The organism is Sphingomonas sp. BK345 (assembly GCF_014193845.1).
In the GTDB taxonomy this organism is placed as follows: Bacteria; Pseudomonadota; Alphaproteobacteria; order Sphingomonadales; family Sphingomonadaceae; genus Sphingomonas.
Window position 1 is genome coordinate 687,737 of the sequence record NZ_JACHZX010000003.1, and the last position, 16,537, is coordinate 704,273.

14 protein-coding genes and 1 tRNA gene are annotated in these 16,537 nt (G+C 60.4%); 4 read left to right on the forward strand and 11 right to left on the reverse strand.

The annotated features are described in order from the left end of the window. Positions 1 to 31 precede the first annotated feature (31 nt). Both FHY03_RS12500 and FHY03_RS12505 read left to right on the forward strand, forming a co-directional pair. The gene (locus FHY03_RS12500; RefSeq protein ID WP_221190140.1) at positions 32 to 496 is read left to right on the forward strand and encodes a MarR family winged helix-turn-helix transcriptional regulator; all 465 of its coding nucleotides are present in this window, start codon (positions 32 to 34) and stop codon (positions 494 to 496) included. Further along, the gene (locus FHY03_RS12505) at positions 493 to 1,353 is read left to right on the forward strand and encodes an SDR family oxidoreductase (protein WP_183931107.1); all 861 of its coding nucleotides are present in this window, start codon (positions 493 to 495) and stop codon (positions 1,351 to 1,353) included. The genes FHY03_RS12500 and FHY03_RS12505 overlap by 4 nt, the downstream gene beginning before the upstream one ends. Positions 1,354 to 1,495: 142 nt before the next feature. Here the strand turns inward: FHY03_RS12505 and FHY03_RS12510 are convergent, their stop codons facing one another. Continuing rightward, the gene (locus tag FHY03_RS12510; RefSeq protein ID WP_183931109.1) at positions 1,496 to 2,257 is read right to left on the reverse strand and encodes a DUF1134 domain-containing protein; all 762 of its coding nucleotides are present in this window, start codon (positions 2,255 to 2,257) and stop codon (positions 1,496 to 1,498) included. Between the two features lie 159 nt (positions 2,258 to 2,416). Here FHY03_RS12510 and FHY03_RS12515 point away from each other — a divergent pair. Further along, positions 2,417 to 2,506 (forward strand) — tRNA-Ser (locus FHY03_RS12515). An 869-nt stretch (positions 2,507 to 3,375) separates the two neighbouring features. On the opposite strand, the gene FHY03_RS12520 is transcribed toward FHY03_RS12515, so the two are convergent. The 6 genes from FHY03_RS12520 to FHY03_RS12545 all read right to left on the reverse strand — a co-directional run bounded on the left by FHY03_RS12520 (position 3,376) and on the right by FHY03_RS12545 (position 9,259). Further along, positions 3,376 to 4,131 carry a hypothetical protein gene (locus tag FHY03_RS12520; RefSeq protein WP_183931111.1) on the reverse strand — a complete coding sequence of 252 codons (756 nt, stop codon included), beginning with the start codon at positions 4,129 to 4,131 and terminating at the stop codon, positions 3,376 to 3,378. Further along, positions 4,128 to 4,514: a hypothetical protein gene (locus FHY03_RS12525; protein WP_183931113.1), complete on the reverse strand. Its 387-nt coding sequence runs from the start codon at positions 4,512 to 4,514 to the stop codon at positions 4,128 to 4,130. Before FHY03_RS12525 ends, FHY03_RS12520 begins: the two co-directional genes overlap by 4 nt. A 471-nt stretch (positions 4,515 to 4,985) precedes the next feature. Then, on the reverse strand, positions 4,986 to 5,669 hold the full coding sequence (locus tag FHY03_RS12530; protein ID WP_183931115.1) for a hypothetical protein: 684 nt from the start codon (positions 5,667 to 5,669) through the stop codon (positions 4,986 to 4,988). A 152-nt stretch (positions 5,670 to 5,821) separates the two neighbouring features. After that, the gene (locus FHY03_RS12535; protein ID WP_183931117.1) at positions 5,822 to 7,825 is read right to left on the reverse strand and encodes a phage/plasmid primase, P4 family; all 2,004 of its coding nucleotides are present in this window, start codon (positions 7,823 to 7,825) and stop codon (positions 5,822 to 5,824) included. Next, complete coding sequence (locus tag FHY03_RS21090) at positions 7,822 to 7,998, reverse strand: helix-turn-helix domain-containing protein (protein WP_260158895.1); 177 nt, start codon at positions 7,996 to 7,998, stop codon at positions 7,822 to 7,824. Before FHY03_RS21090 ends, FHY03_RS12535 begins: the two co-directional genes overlap by 4 nt. A gap of 76 nt (positions 7,999 to 8,074) precedes the next feature. Continuing rightward, complete coding sequence (locus FHY03_RS12545) at positions 8,075 to 9,259, reverse strand: hypothetical protein (RefSeq protein ID WP_183931121.1); 1,185 nt, start codon at positions 9,257 to 9,259, stop codon at positions 8,075 to 8,077. Between the two features lie 283 nt (positions 9,260 to 9,542). Between FHY03_RS12545 and FHY03_RS12550 the strand changes: the two genes are divergently transcribed. Continuing rightward, entirely contained in the window at positions 9,543 to 12,548 is a 3,006-nt protein-coding gene (locus FHY03_RS12550; protein ID WP_183931124.1) for a type ISP restriction/modification enzyme, read from the forward strand. A 100-nt stretch (positions 12,549 to 12,648) separates the two neighbouring features. Here the strand turns inward: FHY03_RS12550 and FHY03_RS12555 are convergent, their stop codons facing one another. The 4 genes from FHY03_RS12555 to FHY03_RS12570 all read right to left on the reverse strand — a co-directional run bounded on the left by FHY03_RS12555 (position 12,649) and on the right by FHY03_RS12570 (position 15,810). Continuing rightward, complete coding sequence (locus FHY03_RS12555) at positions 12,649 to 12,807, reverse strand: hypothetical protein (RefSeq protein ID WP_221190141.1); 159 nt, start codon at positions 12,805 to 12,807, stop codon at positions 12,649 to 12,651. 75 nt (positions 12,808 to 12,882) lie between these two features. Next, on the reverse strand, positions 12,883 to 13,152 hold the full coding sequence (locus FHY03_RS21415; RefSeq protein WP_409314198.1) for a GIY-YIG nuclease family protein: 270 nt from the start codon (positions 13,150 to 13,152) through the stop codon (positions 12,883 to 12,885). 65 nt (positions 13,153 to 13,217) lie between these two features. Beyond that, positions 13,218 to 14,345 carry a DGQHR domain-containing protein gene (locus FHY03_RS12565; protein WP_183931128.1) on the reverse strand — a complete coding sequence of 376 codons (1,128 nt, stop codon included), beginning with the start codon at positions 14,343 to 14,345 and terminating at the stop codon, positions 13,218 to 13,220. A 244-nt stretch (positions 14,346 to 14,589) separates the two neighbouring features. Continuing rightward, on the reverse strand, positions 14,590 to 15,810 hold the full coding sequence (locus FHY03_RS12570; RefSeq protein WP_183931130.1) for a site-specific integrase: 1,221 nt from the start codon (positions 15,808 to 15,810) through the stop codon (positions 14,590 to 14,592). Positions 15,811 to 16,537: the final 727 nt, after the last annotated feature.

The window sequence follows — 16,537 nt, forward strand, 5'->3', positions numbered from 1 at the left end:
AATGCAGGGTCAGACGACCGACGTACGCGCGTTGGCGTTCGCGATCTTCGCGGCCAACGGGCGTCTGGTCAGTGCAGGAAATGACCTCGTCGCGCATCTGGGTCTCACCAGCGCCTGGTGGCAGGTGCTCGCGGCCTTGCGCTATGCCGCCACCCCGCTTCCGACCGCATCGATCGCCCGCAACATGGGTCTGGCCCGGCAAGGGGTACAGCGGATCGTCGATGTCCTCGCCGTGCGGGGACTGGTCGAGTTCAGGGCGAACCCGCATCACCGCCGCGCCAAACTCGTGGTGCTGACCGAGGCCGGGCTGCGGGCGGTCACCGCCGCCGAACAGGTCGTAGCCCCGCTCGATCAGGCCATCGTCGACCGGATCGGCGCGGATCGCCTGCGCCACGCGGTCCGGACGTTGGACGAGATGATCGACGTCATCTCGCAGGAGATCGACGCGCGCCGCGATGTCAGTGCCGCTCGAACCTCGGAGACCATGGCCTCATGATCCTGGTGTCAGGAGCGACCGGCGGTATCGGCGGCGAACTATGCCGGTTGCTGGGCGACGCCGGCGTGCCGTTCCGCGCGCTGTGCCGCAAGCCATCGCAGGTCGAAACACTACGACGTAACGGCATGGACGCCGCGCAGGGCGATTTCGATCGGCCGGAGACATTGCCGGCCGCGATGCAGGGCTGCGACACGATGTTCCTGATCACGCCGCCGACCCCTGAACAGGTTCGGCAGGAGACCGGGGCAATCAACGCGGCCAAGCGCGTCGGGGTCGGAAGGATCGTGAAGATCTCCGCGTCCGACAGCAACGTGCGATCGCCGGTGCCGTGGGCGAGATCGCACGCGCTGATCGACCATCATCTGCGCGGGTCGGGTATCGGCTGGACGATCCTGAAGCCCACCGCCTTCATGCAGAACTTCCTGTGGTTCAAGAACCCGATCGCCAGCGGCTTCTTGCCGCAGGTCGCAGGCGAAGGATCGGTTTCCTGGGTGGATACGCGAGACGTCGCACGCGTCGCCGCCACCGTGCTGACACAGGAAGGTCATGAGAAAGCGACTTATTTTCTCACCGGGCCGGAGACGTTCGACATGAAGGCCGCGGCGCTGCGGCTGTCGCAGGTACTGGGCCGCAAAATCCGCTATCTCGATCTACCGACGCCGGTGTTTCGGGCGATCCTTCGCCTGACCGGCAACTCGCGCTGGATGGCCGGCGGGCTCGTCGCGCAGTTCAACGATGTCGTCGCGGGACATCACGATATCGACCCTACCTTCGAGATCGAGCGCCTCACCGGTACGCCCTCGCTTGATTTCACTGCGTTCCTTCGCGATCACCGCGAGCGTTTCACGCTTCCCTGACGCAGCGCCGGTCGGGACCGGTGCCTCGTAGGGTCGATGGCGCAATCCGCTGTGCCGTGGGGGGCACGCGACGGCGGCCCGGCACTCTTGCCAGGCGTTCCCGAGCGACGCGCGGGCAGCGCGCGCGCCCGCGCTCACCCGATCAGAACGGCAGCCATTTGGCGGTCTCGCTGAACTTCATGTAGCCGACGTTGATCCCGGCGCGCCAGCCGACGCCCAGCCGCACCGGGATCAGCACGACGTTGCCGCGGCGCAGATACGTCGCCGCGAAGCCGCCGACGAAGTAGAGCCGTCCCTCGGCACCGGGAAAGCGGTTGAACAGGTCGTGCGTGTCGTAGAGGTTGTAGACCAGCACGAAGACCTTGTTGGCGTCGCCGCCGACGTCGAAGCCGACCGACGGCCCGGTCCAATAGACCGGGCGCTGGCCCTCGACCTTGTGCGTCATGATGCCCGAGCCGTAGCGCAGCCCGACGACGAACGCGCCCGAGGCCTCGCGCCCCGCGATATAGGCGTTGGGCTCGCCCTGGTCCTTCAGGATCTTCTCGATGATCTGCGCGAAGCCTTCCGCGCCCTTGCCGAACACGCCCTCGCCCGCGGCGATCAGATCGTCGCGCTTGTACGTCTCCGCCGCGTTGGTGGTGGCGTTGGCACGCGCGTCGCCCTGCGGCGTGGGCGGACTCGGCGTGGCGGGCGGCGTCTCGGCCGGGGGCAGCGGGTCGTCACCGCTTTGGGTCGGCTCGGCGGGCAGTGGCGCGCGCGGCGTGCGCACCGCCGGCTGGCCGCCGACGTCCTGATCGATCGCGGCATTGGGATCGATCGTGCGCACCTGCGCGCTCCCCGGTCCGGCGAGCATGAGCCCCGCCACCATCATCGCGCCCCGCGCGCCGCGCCATATCGTCCGCATCGTCACTGTCCCCACACCGGAGCGCGAGCATAGCGACAGCGGTGCTGTCGGGGCAATGAACACCGCGACGACCCGACTCCGTGACGCGCCGCGCTGAATCGCCGCAGGCCCATTGATCACGCCGATGACGCTCGCTATAGCCGCGCCTCACGCCGGCCCGGAGACGTGGGTGAGTGGCTGAAACCAACGCTTTGCTAAAGCGTCATACGGGAAACCGTATCGAGGGTTCGAATCCCTCCGTCTCCGCCACCGAGCTGGACTAGGGCGTTCATTTCGCTCGGGTTTATGGCACCATAACCATATGGCCCTACTTTCGGTCCTACTTTGTGAGTTCGGCCGATCGCGATAGACCGCGTTACCCGAGAGAATGCCAGTCCTTCGAATCGACCTATCGTGAGCGGAGTCGAACGCTCCTGATTTTTATGGGGCGTTCGAGGCGCCGTTGACGAGCAAGCGCCCTTGCGGTCGCGTAGGATGCTTTGTCGGTACTAAGCGTCTCTCAGCAAACGAACGTTGGAAGGGTACTATCCAGGTACAGCAGGCCGTGTTGACGGCGCCAGCAGAGGGCGCGGACTCTGTCGAGAGGAGGGCTCCTCCGCCGCGATGTCCGCTACTGGGAGGCTGAGCGGCCCGTTCGATCTCGGGCGGCAGCCCGCGGTAAGCTGCCGTTTGTTCAGGGAGCCGAGCGGGGGCTTGAACTCTTATTGGTGTTGGTAAGCGGAATCGCCGCTTGACCGGATCGCCACGTATACGTCGGGATCCTGATGCCGTGTTTTGCGACGCACGCTGGCGGTATCCATACCCGCCCTGCTGCTCGCGCAGCGCCGCGATGATCTGCTGATCGCTGGACATGATCTTCTTCACGTCCGTTTCCTTGCGAAGCCGACGCCAGCTCAAATTGGCGGCTTTCCAAAGGGTGGTCACGACGCACTGGAAGTCCGACTGGCCGCTTTGAAGGCGAGGCGATTACCGCGTCTCGCAGTACACCATTAAGCCAGTAGACGCCGTGATGCCTATACTCTTGCCCGAGTGGCTGGCTTGTAAATGGGCATGCGGGCTGGCGCTTTCTGCAGCACAGCCCGTAGCAACAGCCAACCTACAGATCGGTGACCGGCTGGTCAACGAACTCCTTCACTGGACAAGATGTGAGTTATAGCGTCCCTAAGCTTTTCACGTAGCTCACCCAAGTTCTCAAAGAGAACTATGTACTTAGACTGAAGGTCAAACGGCACACTATCAAGAGTTGGTGCAACCAATATTGTCGGCTTACCCAGCGCGTGAGCTATTCCTAGTTCATAATAAACGTTTGGATTCCGACCGCTGATATTTGCAACGATAAACCGGGCGCTGACAATAAGTCGTACAACGTGAGGAAGAATCTCACCCGATATAAACTCATCATCGCTCTTTACCGTTCTGAACGCCAGCCTGTTTGCGACGTCTTGAATAGCCTTATAAGTCACGCGTTCTTTCTGGCTGAACGGCGTAAGTACAAAAACCAGCTTTGGATCTACTGAGATTTCATTAAGCTGAATACCAAATGGCGTTAAGAATCTCCCAATAGATACCTCTGAGTCTTGTACGCGTGGCGCACTCGCAGGATGGCTGCGTTGACTGTCAATAATTAGGTGGTTAACGTCCCTAAAGCGTTCCTCGGTAGCAAGAAGACGCTGGTTCATGTCAGCTATCTTTTCTTCATAGCTCGCTCGCATGAGGCTGAACATAGCATTTTGATGCTCTTCGTTGCTACGTATCTGAAAACGCTGTTGTCGATATATTGCATATAAGGCGACCGCCATCACAGGTATTAAAAATGATCCAGCAAAAGCTGCAAATTCGACAGCGTCTCTTGAGAGCGATAGCACATTATTCATACAATCGTCTCGCAGTGAAGTGCAAAATACAGCACGAAAAAAGCTGCAGCGTACGCACAAACGGCAGAAAGACCGACAAGTACATACTTTTCTTCATCAAGAGAGGCATCGGAGAACTTAACAATCTTTGTTGTCAGGATAGCGAAAATAATGACTGCAACCGTTAGTGTCATCACGTTCTTTGCATCGGGCTGCACTCCACGGGCAGCTGAAATAAGCGCCATTGTTGCCGCGCCATAGGAAAACGACAGGAAGGTCACGTCGACAGGGAAGGCAAGCAGGGCGCGAAAGGCGTCCACCCATCGCGGCTTTTGATCCACGAAAATTTTGAACAGGAGTTTGAGTATGAGTACACACCCAGGCAGTCCGTAAGCCGCTAACATCCGCGCAGCACCTCCAAAACCCCGGAGTGAACGACCTCCGCTCTGCTCGCCGGGTAGGCGAAAAACTGCGGTTACCGCAAGCGGATAGCTCGCACGATTAACATCGAGATAGTGGTGGGCGTCGGTGCATCGTGTTGAAACGCGAGAGCAAACCCCTCGCCGCGACCACCACCACCACCACGACCACGACCACGACCATGCCCGTCGTAGACGCCTTTAGGCTCAAGGACCCGCTGATTGAGAGCGAGCCGCTAAGTTTCTTCCGGTAGCCTCAAACTTTGAATCTGCCAGTCTGCTGCCTGCCCATCCGCTGCCGTTGCAACCTCCGTGAACTAACGTCTGTCACCGGAGCGCCGCTAAGGTGGCGTGAATGGCCGATTTTGGGCTTGCTGACGTTCAGCGTGTCTGGCTCACCGGCCCTCTCGCTGCTCCACTAGCAGTTCGTGCATCAGCTCGCGAAGTCGCGTCAACTCAATCCTGAGCGCCGGCCGCCTTCCGCCTTTGTCGGCGTTGCGGCTTGCGAGTGCCTTGCCGTCCTCCGTTCGCGGACCCGTCGACTGCTCCCAAGGCTTCCAGCGCCGGATCGCTGCCGATTGTCGTGCCCGCCGCTCCAGGCTCCAGCCGTTTGCCATGCTCCGTCTCCAATAGTCCGTTCGGCGAGCTTCCCGAATTGCTCGCGCGCGGGAGCGGAGCGCCGTTGTTCACCTGTTGCGGTCCGTTCGCGATGTTCGCCTGCCGGGCATACACGACTGGCGGGTTCTTGATCGTGGCCAGCGTCTCCAGCGTCGCGCGGCATTGCGCCTGCGCCTTCAGCGCCAGTCGCATGTAGGTTTCGGCGGCTTGCATATACTCGCCCATGTTCGCGCCCGATCGCCGGGCCAGCTCCAGGAACATGGCGTTCAGCGCGGCGGCCTGCGCCGTCAGCATATCTTCCGCGCTGGCTAGCTTGTTGTCTCGAACTGCCTTGGCGCGGTCATGGAGAGCCTGGTACAGCGCTGTCAGGTCGATCTCACCAGTTATCAGCTTTCCAAACGACGACGTGACGATGGCGCCACCGAAGAGAGGGTCAAGCGCGGTTTCCGCGAGCTGCCTCTCTGGCGAGACGCCTTGCTCGTCGGAGACCTGTAGCGTTCCCGTCCGGTTCGGTGTTGCCATGATTTTTCTCCCACTTGCCGTTTCCGGTTGCTGCCACTCAGCACAGAAGCACAGGAAGCACAGAACAATAAGTATCTCTCACATGCGCGCGCACGTGTGAGCTATAGTTCAAAGTACCTGTACTTATCTGTGCTCCGGTGCTGATCTTGGCCTCAGTCATGGTCGACACCGCCGAATATCGGTCGAAGCTCAACCCCGCGGTGAGCACGTACACCATTTGCGGAGTTGGTGCCGAGCCCTCGCTTCTTCATTCGTTTGCCAAAGCCAATGGCCGTGCCGGGCGACTCCCCGTGCTCCTCCGCGTACTTGCGCCAATCGTTGTAGAGCTTGACAGGGAGCTCGAACGCGCCGGCACGTAGCGTGCAGCGTTCATCCAACCACTGCCCCAAAAGGTCTTCGCCCGCGAAATACTCGGCCGTAGCGTCCTGAACCGCAGCCGGCCGGATCAAGCCGGTCGTTTGCCACTCGCGGCAGCCGGCGATCGCCCAGGCGAGGATGCGACCATGCTCCGCCTTCAAAGCGCTTTCGAGCTGGAGGTCGGGCGTGGCCGGCTTCACATTGAAGCCTAGAATGTTGAAACGCCGCCGCATCGCGTCGTCCGGGTTGCTAAGACGGGGAGCATGATTGCCGACGATCGTCAGCTTGAACTGCGGCCGAAACGTGAAATTGTCCTGCCGCATGAAGCGAGCCGTAATCGCGTCGCCGCCCGTAATTTGTTTGATCCGTGCCTCAGCCCAAGCTCGGCCTTCCTCCGTCTCGCTCGCCGTCACTAGCCGGGCACCGCGAAGCATAGCCAGTTCGGTGGAGTGCCGGTCGTACTTGGACGCGGTAAACGTTTCCATCGCTGCGGTCACGGCATAGTCACCGAGGATCGCAGCGGCGGTGTTGAGGAACACGCTCTTGCCCGTCCCGGCCAGACCGTGAAGGAAGATAAGGGCGTGCTCGCGCGTTTCGCCCGTCAGGCAATAGCCCATCCACAGACGAAGGAAGCGTATAGCCTCTTGGTCGCCAGCCAGCGCCTCATTCAGGAATCGCAGCCATCGCGTCGGCCCGCCGTGCTCAGGCGTACAGCCCGCCAACTTGGTTATGTAATCGCACGGTCGGGCATCGAAAAATTCGCCAGTGCGAAGGTCCACCGTGCCGCCTGGCGTGCCGAGCAACATTGGATTGGCATCCCAAACGTCGGAGGTGACGGCGTGCGCCTGGTCGGCCCCGGCAAAACGCTCCACACCGGCTGCGAAGTTGGACTTGCCGGAGGCACCGTGTTGGCGTGCGATCGCACGAGCATAAGCGAAAGCGCGACGGCTGTTGTTCGGGCACCAGCGTGTGCCGTCCCATTCAAACCATAGCCCCGCGTCGTGATCGAAGCGAAGCGTATCGCGGTACTGCGCGGTGAAGGCTAGGGCGATGTCATCCTCCGAGGGATCGCCGCGTCTTGGGTTCTCTCGGCCAGCGCAAAGCCCGCTAGCCAGCGTCTTGCTCGTCTCATCTGCCCCTAAGCCAGCAATAGCCGCCGCCGCCGTAAGCGTGCGGCGAGCCTCGGATGAGTCGGCGCCCTCCTGGCCCAGCCGGAAGGCCGACTTATTCAATTGATCGTTCCGCAAACCGGCTGGCGCGCGCCGCACCTTCTCTGCCTCGCGGGCAATTAGCGCGGGCTTGCGGAGCATCACGGCCAACCATGCTGGCGGCGGCGCCAAACCGAACAAGCCCGGAGGGTTCTCCCACTCGTAGGCGCTGCCGTTGGGATGAATCGAACCAGGACCGACGACATAGCCGCCATCACCTCGGATATCGGCTCCGGGGAAGATGCCGATCCGATTGCCTACCTTCCCACCGGGATGAGCCAGATAGACGTGGCGTCCCTTGCCGGTACGAACAGCAATCGTCTTGGGCAGGCCCTGCGCCTCCGCAATGGCGATCGCATCTGCATTGTCGAGGTCGAGCACAAGCAAGCCTGATATGGCCCCGGTTGCAATCCCGATGTTGCGATTCTCGCGCGCCCATTCTGCCACCTTCTCCAGTGGCGGTCGCGCGGTCTGATACGCCTTCCAGCTCGCGAGAGCTGGTCGTTTGTCGCGATGCCGGACGGGAAACACCGAAAAGCCAAGCTCAACGGGTGTGCGCCAGGCGTCTGGAAGCTCAGCCACGCTCGTCATGCGTCAAGCAACTTTACGAGAGAGGCGGCCGGGATCACCGTCCGCTTGCCGATCTTGCGCGTCTCCAGCCGGCCTTCCGCGATCAGCGCATATACCTTGGAACGCCCGATACTGACAGCGGCGGCGGCCTCGGGGATGCTATAGGCTAGCTTAAACTGGCTTTTGGGGTCCAACACGGTCCATCCTTTGTATAGTGGATGAAGCCATTGTTCGAGAATATTGAAACAGCGGCAATAGTAGCGTGTGCGGTTATCCTGCCGACTTACCTGCCACATTTCTGCGGACCTGCTTGGGCCGCCCCTTGGACAATGTGCCGCTCACAAGGCGACGGGCATGCTCGTTGCCAACCTTCTCGAAACCGGGGAGGGTTCTGATGCGCTTTGCCGCCTCATCACGCGAGAACCCGGTGGCTTTTAGCTCATGCATCTTAGCTATAATCACGTCATCGGATGGTAGGTCGCCGCCAAACTTTCTAGCCTCTTCGGTTTGCGCCTCTTCCGGCTCACAAAGCGTCATCAAGCCTCGCCGCTCGACTTTCACATCCACAAACTCGTGTGTTGTTGCGGGCAGCGCTCGGGCCAGGGTTGTCGAGCCAAAATCGGTCCAGTCCCAGCTAAGCCCTGTGCCATAGCGCAGACCGTCGAACGCCACGTTAAATTGACGGAAGTCCTCCAGCCGCTCGGGCTCAATCTGCGCCGTCAGCGCCGCCCCATAATCACCGTGTATCGGCACGAACTTGCCAAGCATCGGAAGCCCTCCGGTTCCGGCTGTAACAAGCCGATCCGTCGCTTGCTCAAGCCGACGACGGGCGTAGGCTCGGCTTGACCCCAGCACGCCAGCCCCGAGCGCAGAGGCGAGGTTTTGCGCGTCCAACGATACGCCGAAAGCAAGCCAAGACAGAGCGTGAGCTAGCGAGACGTTCGGCTTGTCCGGCGGCGCGAGGCGAGTGACGTATGCTGGTCGGTTTGCCTCATCGTAGGCGGGCGGCAGCTCCGGGAAGCCGGTCTGATCCTCGATTGCGTCCGAGTCGAGCCAGCGCATGAATTCGATCGGCTCAATCTGAACAGGCAACCACGCCCAGCGCCTCACCTCTGGGGGAGCAAGCGGATGCAGAAAGTCATTGCCCATGATTAGCGCACGCCAGTCGCCGCCTTGATCAGCCCACGCCCAGCCGGGAATCTGCCAACGCTCGCCGCCATCCACGAACCAGCCGTGTAGCGCGCCGATCAGCATCGCACGGAAGAACGTCGCATTGGCACGGGCATAGATGGCCATTTGCCGAACGTTCGGCGTCTCGTTGTCGCCCGGCAGCGCGGCGGGGCCGGCGACATACCAAAGAGCCGGATCGATCCCGCTAGTCAGCTCATCAATACGGACGCGGATTGCGAGTAGGCAATCGCGTGATTCTAGATAAGCACCTGCGCCGTCGTTCATCCCGCCTCCCGAACGGCTCCCACGTTGACCGGGGAAGCACGTGGGAAGCGCGCTTGTCGGCTGGCCGGCCTATCCCCCAGCCGAACATAGGAGGAGCGCGACAGCGACGAAAGGTGGTAGGGGAGGTCAGCGGAACGGTCAATCTTCTCCTTCGAGGAAGGTCGGTGTCGACGCTCATCGGCCGGCCGAGAGGGAGTTGCCGATCACGACGGGCTATCAGGCCACATTCCGCTTTGCAGGAAAATGTAAGCGCCGGTACCGTCGTACCGAACGAGGGGACGGCATGCAGATTTCCGATTATCTCGACCGGGTCCAGCGGACCTACGCCAGCGGCCATGCGACAGAGCACAGCTACCGCCCAGCACTTCAGGCGTTATTCGAGGGCATCGATCCGGCGATGCGTATCGTCAACGAGCCGAAGAAGTCCGAGGCGGGGATGCCCGACTTCCTATTCGAGCGTGACGGCGTGCCGGTGGGCTGGGCCGAGGCCAAGGACATCGACAAGGACGTCATCCGACTGAAGGGCTACTCAATTGAGCAGCGCAAACGGTACGAAAAGGCGTACCCAAACTTGATCTATACCAACGGCGTTGACTTCGAATTTATCCGTGAGGGCGAGCCGGTCCACTTCGTCTCTATCGCCGATTTCCTTATGGGGTTGCAGCGGCGGCCCGACCGGTTTGACGAACTGGCGCGGCAGCTCAAGCTGTTCGCGCAAGCCAAGCCGATCAGCATCCGATCGGCGTCCAAGCTGGCGGAGATGATGGCAGCCAAGGCGGCGATCATCAAGGACGAGATCGGGATCGCACTGGCTGACGATCCGCAGTTCCGGAGTGGGCTTGGCGGGCAGTTCAAGAGCTTCAAGGCCAACCTGCTGCCGGCGCTGGAACCGGGCGAGTTCGCCGACATCTATGCCGAGACGATCACCTACGGGCTTTTTGCGGCGCGCTTCCACGACGACACGCTCGACACGTTCAGCCGCGCCGAGGCGCTGGAGAAACTGCCCGCGTCCAACCCGTTCCTGAAGGGGCTATTCGAATATATCGCCGGACCGGGGCTGCCCAAGCGGCTGATCTATATCGTTGACGATCTGGTGCAGGTCATGCGCGCTAGCGATCCACATTCATTGTTCGAGAATTATGGCAAGTTCACCGCGAGAAACGATCCATTCGTTCATTTCTACGAGGACTTTCTCGCTGCCTACAATCCGAAAAAACGCAAAAGCCGGGGCGTCTGGTACACACCCGAGCCCGTCGTTGACTTCATAGTTCGCGCAGTGGACCACGTGCTCAAAACCGAGTTCGAGCTGGCGGATGGGCTGGCCGACACCAGCAAGGTGACAGCCGACTGGGACACGGGGACCAACCATCCAAAATCGGGCAAGCCGTTGACGGTCAAGCGCGAGGTCCACAAAGTTCAGATCCTTGATCCCGCGACCGGAACCGGCACCTTCCTGGCGAAAGCGGTGCAGTTGATCAGCGACCGAGTGAAGGCGCGCGCTCCTGGCAAGTGGAGCGGCTACGTCGAGAAGGACTTGCTGCCGCGGCTCCACGGGTTTGAACTGCTTATGGCGAGCTACGCCATGTGCCACATGAAGCTCGACATGCAGCTGACTGAATCCGGCTATCGACCGAGCGCGATCTCGCCGCGCCTGTCAGTCTGGCTGACAAACGCGCTGGAGCCCGCAGAGCGCGAGGTCCGCGACCTCTTCTTTCAGCCACTCGCGGAGGAGGCTCGCGGCGCGAGCGACGTCAAGCGGCAGACGCCAATTATGTGCGTGATGGGGAATCCACCTTACTCTGGCGAGAGCGCTAACAAGGGGCCGTACATTTCGACTTTGATGGAAGCGTACAAGAAAGAGCCTGGCGGCAAGAAGGCGCTTGATGAGCGTAACGCTAAGTGGCTGAACGATGACTACGTAAAGTTTATCCGGATGGCGGAAGACGTAATCTGCAAAAACCCGGCGGGTGGCATTTTAGCGTTTATCACTAATCATGGCTACCTTAACAACCCCACATTTCGCGGTATGCGTTGGCATCTGCTGAACTCATTCGAAAAAATCTGGGTTATTGACCTTCACGGCAGTTCCAACAGGAAGGAACGCGTTCCGGTCGGTTCTACCGACAAGAATGTCTTCGACATCAAACCAGGCGTGTCAATTATCGTCTGCTCCCGCACGTCGCGACAGTCGAAAGCGTTGGCTGAAGTTAGTCACGTCGATTTGTGGGGCACACGCGCCGCGAAGGGGGAGGCGCTGTTCAGCTTGGACTTGGCAACTGCAAACTGGAGCAGGCTTGCTCCGGAAGCGCCTCACTACATGCTGCTGCCCTGGGATCATCCAACGGATCGTGAGTTCCGCTCTGGCTTTTCCCTCGAGACAGCCATGCCCGTCCACTCAAACGGGATCGTGACAGGAGCGGATTCCCGATATGTCTCCGACAATGCCGCCACGCTCCGCGCGGCGCATGGCCAGGACGCGCGTGTCGAACCCCTGTCGTACAGGGTTCTAAACCAATCGTTTTTCCTAAATGACTCGAGCCAACTGGAACGAGACCGATCCGAAGTAATGAATAACTATAAAAGCGGTGATAACATCGGCCTGCTGACATCTAAGGCATTCAATGATCTTGAATTTGCTCACGTGTTCGTCACTAGATTTGCGTCCGAAGCAATCTTTCTTTCCGGAACGAGTGGTTCGAATGCAATGAACTTTCCGCTTTACGTCGGAGATGAGCACGGCTTTGTGACTCGAAGAGCCAACTTCGACCCCAGACTCATTTCGAGGCTCACGAGTGTATTGGGCACTGCACCAACTCCGGAGCAGTTGTTCGACTACATCTACGGCGTTCTGCACTGTCCGGCATATCGAGCTAAATATCGCCAGGCCCTCAGCATCGCTTACCCTCACATTCCTTACCCACCCAGCCCTGCCGTCTTCGCGCAAGTCAGCGGGATGGGTGGGGCGCTACGCCGCTTACACCTAATGGAGCCGGTAGCGGTCGGCGATACCCCCTATCCATTCAACGGCGATGGCGACGACACCGTGGCAAGCAATTATCCCAAACTCGCAGGCGGTCGGATCTACATCAACAAAGACCAGTTCTTCGACGCCGTGCCCGCAGTCGCCTGGACCTTCCCCATCGGCGGATACCTACCCGCCCAAAAGTGGCTGAAGGACCGTCGCGGCCGCGCGCTCTCGTGGGATGACATCGGCCACTACCAGAAGCTTCTCAAAATTCTCGCCGAGACCGACCGGATCATGCAGGGCATCGCGCTGCCGCTGGATTAGGCGCAAGCCTCCGCTGTGATCTTCGACGGCTGGCCCGAGGTGCGAAGCGCGCGTGGCGGTCTCTGCGTCTGCCGGTCGGTCAACTGCTTTGGCGCCGCACTCACGCGCAAGCACTGCCGGTCGCCAGTCGAACAACGTTCCCGGAACCTTCGCGGCAGTAGCTCGCCCAAGCATCCATGAGTCCGCGCCGCTTGCTGAACAGGTCGCCGCGCCGGTAATCCGCCTCGGCCTTGTTTCCAGTCGTATGCGCCAGCGCCATCTCTCAACCTTTATACTGGGAGCCAGTCGCCCCCCTGGCGCGCGCGCCAGTCTCCCGAGAATGCCACTCGCCTGCTCAGGTCGAGGTGGGTGAGTATAGATTGTTAAGGACTGGTAGTTTGCCTTCTGACACAAGATGCATGTTGAGCCATGTGCGTTCGACCTTGTTCGTTTCCGGTGTCACAAGCCAATAGAACCACACGGCTTTGCCTACTGCCGTGAGCGCCACCTTGCTTGGGCTATCTAGATGTTCCCCCATTCGTCGGCGGAGGCTGACTGAGAGCCCTACGTATAGAACGGTCCCGTCAAATGTTGTCAGAACATAGCAGCCGGCTTTATCAGGCACGAAGCGTTGGCGGCTGCGCCGGAAGCTTTCCTGGGCCGGAGGCCTTGGCAACAATGCGTTAACGTTCAAATCTCGATCGCCGTGGCCATGGAGGCCTTATGCAGCGCTCCGGTCATCTCCTGACTAACCACATTGATGGCACCTGCGTTTAGAAAGCTGGCCTTGCCGCCCTTTGCCCACCAATCAGGGTGCCCGACCCCGGCATAATCACCCTCGACGTGATCGAAGCAGGATTGCAGCAAGGTCTGCATCGTTGAAACCGTGAAGTTGCCCTTATCCTGAAGTTTCATAAAGAACGGAATACTAAACTTGCAAAACAATTCGACGCCGTTGTATTTATACAAAACTGTGTCTACTCCATCATCGAGAAGACTCGCAACCGCCTTCCAGTAATTCAGGAAGACTCTCTTCTCTTTATCAAAGTCCTTGAACACCGTAAGGGGATTGTTCGCAGTAAGAACGTAGCGCACGATAGCCTTTACAAACGACCTTTGATTTACCGTCTTTCCGTCGCCGCCGTCATTGGCCATGCTTATTTTTCCCAACCATGGGGAGTCCGGCGCCTCGTTGAGGAAATCGACGTATTTGATAGCCTTATCAACTTCACCCTTCTCGACGGTGTTCATTATCCACTTGGGTAGACTTGGCATGTCCTCTACATTTAGTGCGTCGGTCAGTCTCGCGATGATTCTTTGCTCGACTGACTTATCAACGCTCTTCTGTGTCGTATTGACAATAAGAAAGTGGCACATTTGAGCGATACGCGGCAGGCAAACAGCAATGTTGACGGGAACCTCAAAGTCTAGAACCCTATCATCCTTTTCCGCAGCAAGCTTTAGCCCCTCTAAGCGATGTTGCCCGTCCACGACGCTAAAAGGGCCGATGGAGGCGCTGTTGATTTCGAGCGTGTTGTCACCGCTATTAAATGCCAGCGGTTTATCTGTTGCAAGAAAAACAGAGGTTGGCAGGAACGCATCCTCACTGTCCTGACCTTTAACCACATAGTCAGCCAACTTCTTGGCACGCGACGTATTCAGCAGCCTTTGATACCCTTTATCGCCCCCATCTACTGGATCGAGGGTTTCTACGTTGTAGAAACCCTTGGCGACTAAGTCGCGGACCTTCAGAGATGTTGCATACAAGGTTAGCGCGCCCTGACGAACAGGGGCCGCTGGCACAGTAATCGTGGTCATGTATCCCCCAATGTGCGATCGGCATGCACGTCAGACCGTACATCTCAGCCGGTGAGGCAGGAAGCAAGAGGCCTTTGCGCAGGAGGCCTGCAGAGGCGATCCGCCCAACAGCGTGGCTCGGCTGGAGCGGAGATGTAAGAGAGTAGGTTCGCGTAAGCACGCTCGGAACCCAGATGGCAGCTTCTGACGCCCCGGTCTTCAAGCGTTCACGAGTTTAGCAGCTTTCGCAGCCAGCATCCGCCGATCACGTGCGAGCGCCGCCGGCCGCCAATTGAATCACATTGCCGGGATTTTGACCGCAGTAGTTCGCCCAAGCATCCATGAGCCCGCGCCGCTTGTTGAACAGGTCGCCGCGCCGGTAAGCGGCTTCGGCCTTATTCCCGATCGTATGCGCCAGCGCCATTTCGCAGACCTCATGCGGGAAGCCGGTCGTCTCGCTTGCCCAATCGCGGAAGGCTGAGCGGAAGCCGTGCGCCGTCACGGCCGAGCCCATCCGACGCAGCAGCATCGCCATCGCCATGCTCGACAGGGGCTTGCTGCTTTTGACGCTCGGGAACACAGGATCGTTTGGCTTCGCCTTTTTGGCACCGCCGGCAGCCTCCAGCCCCTGCAAAAGCTCCACTGCGGGTGCAGAGAGCGGCACGCGATGTTCGCGGCCTGCCTTCATGCGGGTAGCCGGTACGGTCCACACGGCGCCCTCCAGATCGATTTCCGCCCATGTCGCGCCAAGCACCTCGCCAGAGCGGGCGGCAGTGAGGATGACAAACTCCAGCGCTCGCGCTGCCGTTGCTTCACGGGCACGTAGATCGGCCATGAAGGCCGGCACGTCCGCATAGGGCAAAGCCGTATGATGGCCGCGCGATAGCCGCTGCCGCTTCGGCAAGAGCTGATCGAGGTGGCCGCGCCACCGTGCCGGGTTCTCGCCCGTCCGCAGTCCCTTTGCCTTGGCCGCGTCCAGCACGTTCTCAATCCGACCGCGAAGCCGTTCCGCTGTCTCCGGCGTCCGCTGCCACAGCGGTTGCAGCACCTCCAAAATGTCGCGCGTGCTGATAGTCTCCACCATGCGCGGGCGGATCGGTGCGGCATACTTGGTTAGGGTCATGGCCCATTGTGCCGCATGCTTGGCGTTGCGCCACGAAGGTCGCATGGCTTCCACGTATGCGTCGGCAACTTCGCCGAACGTCTGCCGCTCCTGCTTCTCGCGCGCGGAGCGAGGATCGCCGCCACTAGCGAGGATCGTCCGCAGTGTGCCGGCCTCCTTGCGTGCGTTCGCCAGCGACAGGTCGCGCCCGCCGCCAAGGCCAAGCTCGGTCCGCTTGCCGCCCCGCGTGTACATGAACACCCAGCGCCGCCGGCCAGTCGGATCGACCGACAGATAGAGCCCGCCACCGTCCGAATGCCGGCCGGGAGCCTTGATCGTAGCCGCCGTGCGCGGGTCTAGCTTGTTGAGGGTGCGCGTCGCCATGTCCGGTCCTACTCCGGTCCCACTACCGGCCCCACTTCTTATGCCGAATTTAGGCGAACGTCCACAAGCGATAGAGGACGGATGGCCACAATAATGTCAGCGTCTCAGCGGCTTTAGCGCTCCTGAGTGGACGTAGGCGAACGGCCGCAAACAGGTAGTTCGGCGGACTCCGTCTCCGCCACCCAGTCTGCGACATCATTTTCCCTGCAGAGCACACCTGCGCAAGCGGCGCAGTTCCGCGCGATTTCGCTGCTCTGTCCGTAGTGGGAGAGCGCTGAAAGCGGAGAATGGGGCGCCGTTTTTCCCTGCATTCTCCGCGGGCATGGCGCGCAGTACGGTTCCCTGTTCTGGGGCGGCCGATTTCCCATTTACCCGCGATCTGCAGGCAATCTGTCGATTCGACGTCTGAGAGGGGGGATCGCAGCCGGCCGAACGTGGCTCAAAACCGTGGTTCTGACAGCCGAATTCCCTACACGGCGGAGCAGGGAAATCTGACGCTGGAAAGCCGGCGATGTGGGATCGCGGTACCCTGTTCGATCGACTCGATGGATTTTTGTCGATCCGACGCTTGTCAAGTCTAATCGACATACCCAGTCTCCGGCCAAGCCAACCGGCCCAGGGGCAGTCCGCGACGCAAGGTCAGCGGCATCACCGACTACATCATCGCCGTTGCCCGTCACGAGGGCCACGCTGACCTGGTCGCTGGTGACGGCGGCTTGGGAGACGC

Coding starts and splice junctions, on each gene's coding strand:
- FHY03_RS12525 (WP_183931113.1), bottom strand. CDS start 4,514: ATGTTAGCGGCTTACGGACTGCCTGGGTGTGTACTCATACTCAAACTC.
- FHY03_RS12550 (WP_183931124.1), top strand. CDS start 9,543: ATGCAGATTTCCGATTATCTCGACCGGGTCCAGCGGACCTACGCCAGC.
- FHY03_RS12570 (WP_183931130.1), bottom strand. CDS start 15,810: ATGGCGACGCGCACCCTCAACAAGCTAGACCCGCGCACGGCGGCTACG.
- FHY03_RS12555 (WP_221190141.1), bottom strand. CDS start 12,807: ATGGCGCTGGCGCATACGACTGGAAACAAGGCCGAGGCGGATTACCGG.
- FHY03_RS12535 (WP_183931117.1), bottom strand. CDS start 7,825: ATGACGAGCGTGGCTGAGCTTCCAGACGCCTGGCGCACACCCGTTGAG.
- FHY03_RS12505 (WP_183931107.1), top strand. CDS start 493: ATGATCCTGGTGTCAGGAGCGACCGGCGGTATCGGCGGCGAACTATGC.
- FHY03_RS12520 (WP_183931111.1), bottom strand. CDS start 4,131: ATGAATAATGTGCTATCGCTCTCAAGAGACGCTGTCGAATTTGCAGCT.
- FHY03_RS12510 (WP_183931109.1), bottom strand. CDS start 2,257: ATGCGGACGATATGGCGCGGCGCGCGGGGCGCGATGATGGTGGCGGGG.
- FHY03_RS12545 (WP_183931121.1), bottom strand. CDS start 9,259: ATGAACGACGGCGCAGGTGCTTATCTAGAATCACGCGATTGCCTACTC.
- FHY03_RS12565 (WP_183931128.1), bottom strand. CDS start 14,345: ATGACCACGATTACTGTGCCAGCGGCCCCTGTTCGTCAGGGCGCGCTA.
- FHY03_RS12530 (WP_183931115.1), bottom strand. CDS start 5,669: ATGGCAACACCGAACCGGACGGGAACGCTACAGGTCTCCGACGAGCAA.